A 5,769-nucleotide genomic window follows, 5' to 3' on the forward strand; every position below is an offset into this window, starting at 1 on the left:
TAGCCGTAGGGGAACCTGCGGCTGGATCACCTCCTTTCTAAGGATGATCGCTGGTTTATCCAGCTCATAACCTCAGTGAGTGCAAACTCACACGTGGGATAATCCCACAAACGCAATAGTCCACTCAGATTCTCACACGCAACTATCAACCTTGTTTATACAAAACACCCTTGATCATCCCCGATGGTCAAGGGTGTTTCTTTTGTGCGCTAGTTGAATCAATGGTCACGAGATTCAATTCACCAAGCACCAACCGAGCCGTCCCAGTAGTCGCCAATAGATGATCAGTGTCAACGCCATCAGCGGTCCGGTGACGGCGGCGGCGTAGAAGGGTTCGCGTTGGTAGCCGAGGATCAAACTCCCCGGCCAAATCATCGCCAACACTCCCGATGCCAAATAAAATCGCATCCATGCCCACGCCCGGTTGACGAGACTTTTGAGGATGAACGGTGAAAACGGCAGGAACGGGGTGTGGGCTTCAATCACCGATAACAGACAGATCGGCAACAACACGAACAATGTCAACCCTGCTGCTCCCCAGAAGAGTGACTGGTCGCCAAGGGCTTCGGTGAGTTGACCGGCTCCGAAGGCTAATGCGACCGCGGTCAGGATTGCCGGCAGCAACCACACCAAATCACTCACCCACTCCCGCCAATCCGATTCGGGCCAATCGGTTACCCGATCATTCCCGGCGGCTGTTTCCGTCAGAATCGCTTTGCCACAGGCGGCTGCGTAGCCGAAGGTCCAAATCGATAACCAACCCGTCGGAAACCCCAACGCATAGCCGGCTCTTCCGTACCAACCACCGATGCCGCCGACATCAGCACGGGCAAAACACCAGTGCATCGCGACAAACAACACGGAAACAATCGCACACCCGCCGGACAAAATGATCCAGCGAAAGATCGCTTCCGGATACCACGGAAATGAAAATGTGCCCTCAAGGAATGGGAATTTGGGAACGTGAACGTCACCGCTGAACCGTTCTTCGGCCATTGCATCGAACACATTCGGTTGCGATGGTTCCGGCTCTACTTCCGGTGTCGGTTCTTCGATCTCCCGTGTCCCGCGGGCCGGGACGTTGACGGATTCTTCGCAGTTCAGGCACTCGGTTTGATACGCTTTCGATCGAACCGGCGATCGGAATCGTGTGCCGCAGGCGGGGCAGGTGACAAGTGTGGTCGGTCGCCGTTTCGCCGTCGGTTTGGGGCGACGACCCGGTTCGCGAGACGACCTGGGCGAATCAGCCACGGGACATGCTCTTGACGATGCGTTCGAAAATCGGCTGGCAAACCGCCCAGTCCTTTTCGGGGCAATCGCAGATCACGGTCCATTGGAGATCGCGACCCAGCATCGACGCCCGGACTCCGCGAATTGTCGATCCCCAACTTCCCGATGCGGTGAACTCAGACATTCGCGTGTCCCCAAAGCCGGTTTCAATTTTCTGGGGCGGCTGCTCTTTGTAGTCGCTGTAGTCCGCAGCGTATTGATCGTGCATCATTTCGTGGACGTTAGCGATTGGGGTGAGATCTTCGTCGAGTTCCAAACCACCGGCCCCGCCAAGAATGTCGCCACCCATGCTTCCAGCAATGTCGCCAATCGCGCTGGCTCCCATGCTGCTGCGGATGCGAACTTTCACATCCTCGAATTCAAAGACCGCCGAGATCACCGAACCGGCTTTGCCCCCGGCTTTGACGTTCCACCCAGCCGGAAGGTCGCATTTGAAGGCGTTATTGACTTCGTGCTGGAACGTCGTGTACGACGCTGGCGGTTCCATAGGTTTGTCGTCGCCAGAGACCAGGAACGGAACGCCGATCAACAAAGCCAGTACCAACGTGCAGATGCCGCCGATAAATGCGGGACTGCTCGTCAGTTTCTGCTTCTTTTTCGGCGGACTCTTGCGTTTCTTCGGCGAGGCCTCGTCGCTCGCGGGCCGCGATTTTTTCTTGGGTTTAGGTTTGACGCCGACTGTGCGTGGTGGAAGTCCGCCGGCCGATTTCTCTCGCTTGGGCTTGCGAGTCGGTTTATCTGCCTCACCCAAAGGTTCGACGACGAACGGTTCTTCGCATTCCTTGCAGCGAATTTTCTTGCCGACTTTGGAATCGTCAGGAAACCGAAACCGTTTACCACAATTGGGACAAGCCGAAGTTACGGACACGTTCAGAACACCCTCGAAGAATCGTGTATTGAGTCGGAATCGGACCGAAGAGCCCGGTTCCGTCTCAATGGTGGCGAACAGACGGATCACCTGCAAGTTCGCATGGAACTTCTGAATACAAAATCAATAATCGTTAGCAGGCCCAGTCGAAACCTGCGTTATGCCGGCGTCAGGGATTCGCGTTTCTTTTGAATGGTTTCCAACAGACCTTTCTGAGGGTCGGCGAATTTTTGCAGGCCTTCTTCCATGAGTGCAGCTTCCATCTTCGCAAAGTCGACTTTGGCATCGATTTCCTCGACGACCGCATCCGGCGGCAATTGGTCGACCCGTTTTTCGAAGACCTTGCCGGTCATTTCTTGAATGGCTGCGTTCGTTTCCGGAGGATTCGTTTGGATGTCTGAACCGGCGAGAGCCGAGATGTACATATCCGGCGGATCGCCTTCGGTTTTTACGCCCGTGCTGGCGAAAATGATCTCCTGCTTCAGTGGCAGATTCTTGTCGCTCCAAAACTCTGCGTTCTGTTTCCAAAGCCGTTTCGCGTTGACCAGCCCGACTTTCCCCTGGGCATCGTCCGAAAGCTCTAGAACTTGCTTGCCGGTGTACACATCGATTCGGCTGACGAAGATGCTGTAAACCGATTTGAAGTTATCGAGGGAATCGCGTCGTTGGGCACCTTTCCAAATGGCGTCACGAGCGGCTTGGTATTGGCGTTCGCTGAAAATCAGTGTGACGTTCAGCGTTACCCCGTGGGCCGCCAACTCTTCCAACGCTCCCAGGCCGGCTTCGGTGGCAGGAACTTTGATCATGCGGTTCTTATGCCCTTTGGACCACAGTTTGCCAAGTTCGATGTAACGCTCGGTTCGCTGAGCAATCGTCATCGGGCAATCTTCGGCTTCCAACAGCGGATCGAGTTCGAAACTCACATAGCCATCGTCGCCGTCTGTCCGTTCGTGAATATCTTGGAAAACTTCTTGGGCCTGCGCGACGAGTTTGTCCGTCATCCGCCAAGCGACTTCCTCGTTGCTCAACCCTTCTGCCATGAACGCTTGTAAATCGTCATCGAAACGCCCGGTCGAAATCAGCTTCGAAATGATGACGGGGTTCGACGTCGCGCCCGTGGCACCAAGCGATTTATTCTCGACGGTCAGTTCGGGGTCTACGCTGTCTAGCCAGAGTTTCGTTCCGCAGGCAACGAGTGATTCCAGAGGCGTTGTCATGACGATCCATCCCAAATCGTGTGTTATCGGGTTCGCAATCTTCTTTCGGTTTTACCCGGCTTTGGCGATGTGAACAAGCATGACACTTTCGACGACCGCAATCCACGCGGCTTTGAGAGTTCATTCCAATCCGATATGATCGACTCATCATGGAGCATGTCCCAACTGAACAGCCAACGCCGTCGCCAGATGCGACCGAAACCGCACCCGGTCCGATGGACCATCCCACTCATGATGAACGTCGTGAACTGGCGGAATTCTTTCGGGAATTGTTCAAACAGACGCGGCGGATCTGGGTCATTCCACTGCTGATTCTGGTCAATGTCGTCGTGATGATTTGGATGACGACCAAGGGTGTCGATCCGATTTGGCCCGGCCGCGACCCCCAGAACATGCACCAGCAAGCGCTGATTTTGATCGACGCGGGAGCGAATTACGCACCGAAAACCGCGGATGGCGAATGGTGGCGGCTGGTATCGGCTTTGTTTCTGCATGCGGGTATTGTCCACCTCGGCATGAACATGCTGACCTTGTACGGAGTCGGGGCATTCGTTGAGCGATTCTGCGGACATTTGAGTTTCGCAGTGCTCTACTTTGCCACCGGATTATGCGGAAGTTTGGCGAGTGCGTACCTGAACGATGATGTGCCCAGCGTGGGGGCATCGGGGGCGATCTTTGGCATCGTCGGTGTGTTTCTGGCGTGTGCGTTTCGACAACGCAATGTCTGGCCGAAACGTTTGCGACGAACCGCTCGCAACTTGGCCGTTCAATGCATTGGGTTGCTGGCGATCTTCCAATTCGCGCCCGGTTTGCGGGATGTCGTCGACAATGCCGGACACCTGGGCGGGTTCTTCTCCGGACTCGTCGGCGGGTTCATTATCTGCCAACCGCTTGGTCAGGCTACACGATTGAGTCGTGCGTGGCGGAACCTGGTGATCATCGTTGGAACAACGACTGTTCTCGCGATTGGAATCCTGCAATACCCGGGACCGATGATTGATTTTCCCGTTGAATACCAACGCCTCGGACGCTTAGAAGAAGCCGCCGATCGGGAGATTCAGTCTATCGAAGACCGTCTTCAGGCCGGTGCTCTCGACAGTCAGGCAGCCGCCGAAGAGTACAAAGACGATGTGCTGCCCATCTTCGAGAATATCCGCAAGCGTCTTGATACTACAGATCGCATCCCAAGTGACCGTCAAGAACTCTGGGATGGTTTGAAGAAAGTCTTTGTGCTTCGTCTTGAAGCCACGCAAGAACGAATTCAATACCTAGAAACTGGTGACGACGAACACCACTTCCAATCCGTCCGTCTCCACGAAAAAGCAAATGACTTGTTGCAGTCGATCCAAAAAGACGAGGACTAATCTGTCAACTGCAGGTTGGTCCGGTCTAGATATGTTGTAAGTTCTAAGACTAGTTATGGCCGAATCAGTTGTGTACGCTGGGTCATGACCCAGCACTAGTTCCGCTTTCATTCAAATGCATGTCGGGATTAGAGTCCGTTTCGACATACGGGAATAACCCCTCCCTGTTGTCGAAAACTTCGATAAGGACTCGTCCGATGCGAATGGCAAAAGTTGCGATACTAGTCGTTGGCGCGCTGACTTTCTGCACGACTAGTTCGACTCAAGCTTCAGTCGTTGAAGAGGCAAGTTATCGTCAGCGGGCGGGGGTGTCGTCGACCGACGATGGAGTGACGCATCAGGCGAGTGTCAGTGCGGGTTTAGATCAGCGTTCGGGGTTTGATGTTGGTGTGTTTGCCGATCATCGAAATCAGTCGGGCCAACAGAAATCAAAGACCTACGGGGACCGCGATGACGAGCGGTGGTTTGCCGGTGCGAGAGGCGGCGTACAAGCTGGAGCGTTTGCAGATGCGTCGGCGTCGCAGTGCGGCCAAGTCGGTAATGTCGATATCGAGAACTATGCCCAGGGCGAAACGTTTGTCGGATCGGAAGCGGGCGTCGAGGCGGGGGTGAGCAACAATGGTCTCGGCCTCGGTGCCAATGCCTTCACCGGCGGTCGAGCAACCGGGACGATCGGCACAGAAATCGGTCCCGCGGGTGCCGCCGCCACAGGCGAAGCATGGTCGGGGTTGGGAGCCGAAGCGGGTGTCAATCTCACCATGGACGACGGCAAACTCACGCTCGGCGGTGAACTGGGCGCAGCCTTAGGAGTCGGTGGCAAACTTGGTGCGGAAATCACCCTCGACACCAAACCCATCGGCCAAGCCGCCAAAAAAGTTGGCCAAGCAGGCAAAAAGACCGGAAAGAAAATTAGTCGTCACGTCGGTCGTGCCGGAAAGAACGTCGGCCGCGCATTCGCCGGGATCTTCAAAAAGAAGTAGCGACTGTCTTGCGTTTCAAGTTGTGTTTGGTGTTTTGTTCCACATTTTTC

5 protein-coding genes are annotated in these 5,769 nt (G+C 55.1%); 2 read left to right on the forward strand and 3 right to left on the reverse strand.

Going from position 1 to position 5,769, the window contains the following annotated elements; all coding sequences use genetic code 11:
* Window positions 1–234: 234 nt before the first annotated feature.
* The 3 genes from AC5DDB_RS29695 to AC5DDB_RS29705 all read right to left on the reverse strand — a co-directional run bounded on the left by AC5DDB_RS29695 (window position 235) and on the right by AC5DDB_RS29705 (window position 3,375).
* The gene (locus AC5DDB_RS29695; protein WP_491743398.1) at window positions 235–1,251 is read right to left on the reverse strand and encodes a hypothetical protein; all 1,017 of its coding nucleotides are present in this window, start codon (window positions 1,249–1,251) and stop codon (window positions 235–237) included.
* Complete coding sequence (locus AC5DDB_RS29700; protein ID WP_491743399.1) at window positions 1,244–2,158, reverse strand: zinc ribbon domain-containing protein; 915 nt, start codon at window positions 2,156–2,158, stop codon at window positions 1,244–1,246. Before AC5DDB_RS29700 ends, AC5DDB_RS29695 begins: the two co-directional genes overlap by 8 nt.
* Window positions 2,159–2,316: 158 nt before the next feature.
* Window positions 2,317–3,375 carry a transaldolase family protein gene (locus AC5DDB_RS29705; protein WP_491743400.1) on the reverse strand — a complete coding sequence of 353 codons (1,059 nt, stop codon included), beginning with the start codon at window positions 3,373–3,375 and terminating at the stop codon, window positions 2,317–2,319.
* A gap of 149 nt (window positions 3,376–3,524) precedes the next feature.
* Here AC5DDB_RS29705 and AC5DDB_RS29710 point away from each other — a divergent pair, with 149 nt between their 5' ends.
* Both AC5DDB_RS29710 and AC5DDB_RS29715 read left to right on the forward strand, forming a co-directional pair.
* Window positions 3,525–4,739: a rhomboid family intramembrane serine protease gene (locus tag AC5DDB_RS29710; protein ID WP_491743401.1), complete on the forward strand. Its 1,215-nt coding sequence runs from the start codon at window positions 3,525–3,527 to the stop codon at window positions 4,737–4,739.
* A 197-nt stretch (window positions 4,740–4,936) separates the two neighbouring features.
* Window positions 4,937–5,719 carry a hypothetical protein gene (locus tag AC5DDB_RS29715; protein ID WP_491743402.1) on the forward strand — a complete coding sequence of 261 codons (783 nt, stop codon included), beginning with the start codon at window positions 4,937–4,939 and terminating at the stop codon, window positions 5,717–5,719.
* Window positions 5,720–5,769 lie beyond the last annotated feature (50 nt).

The sequence above is a fragment of the Thalassoroseus sp. genome, from assembly GCF_984380535.1.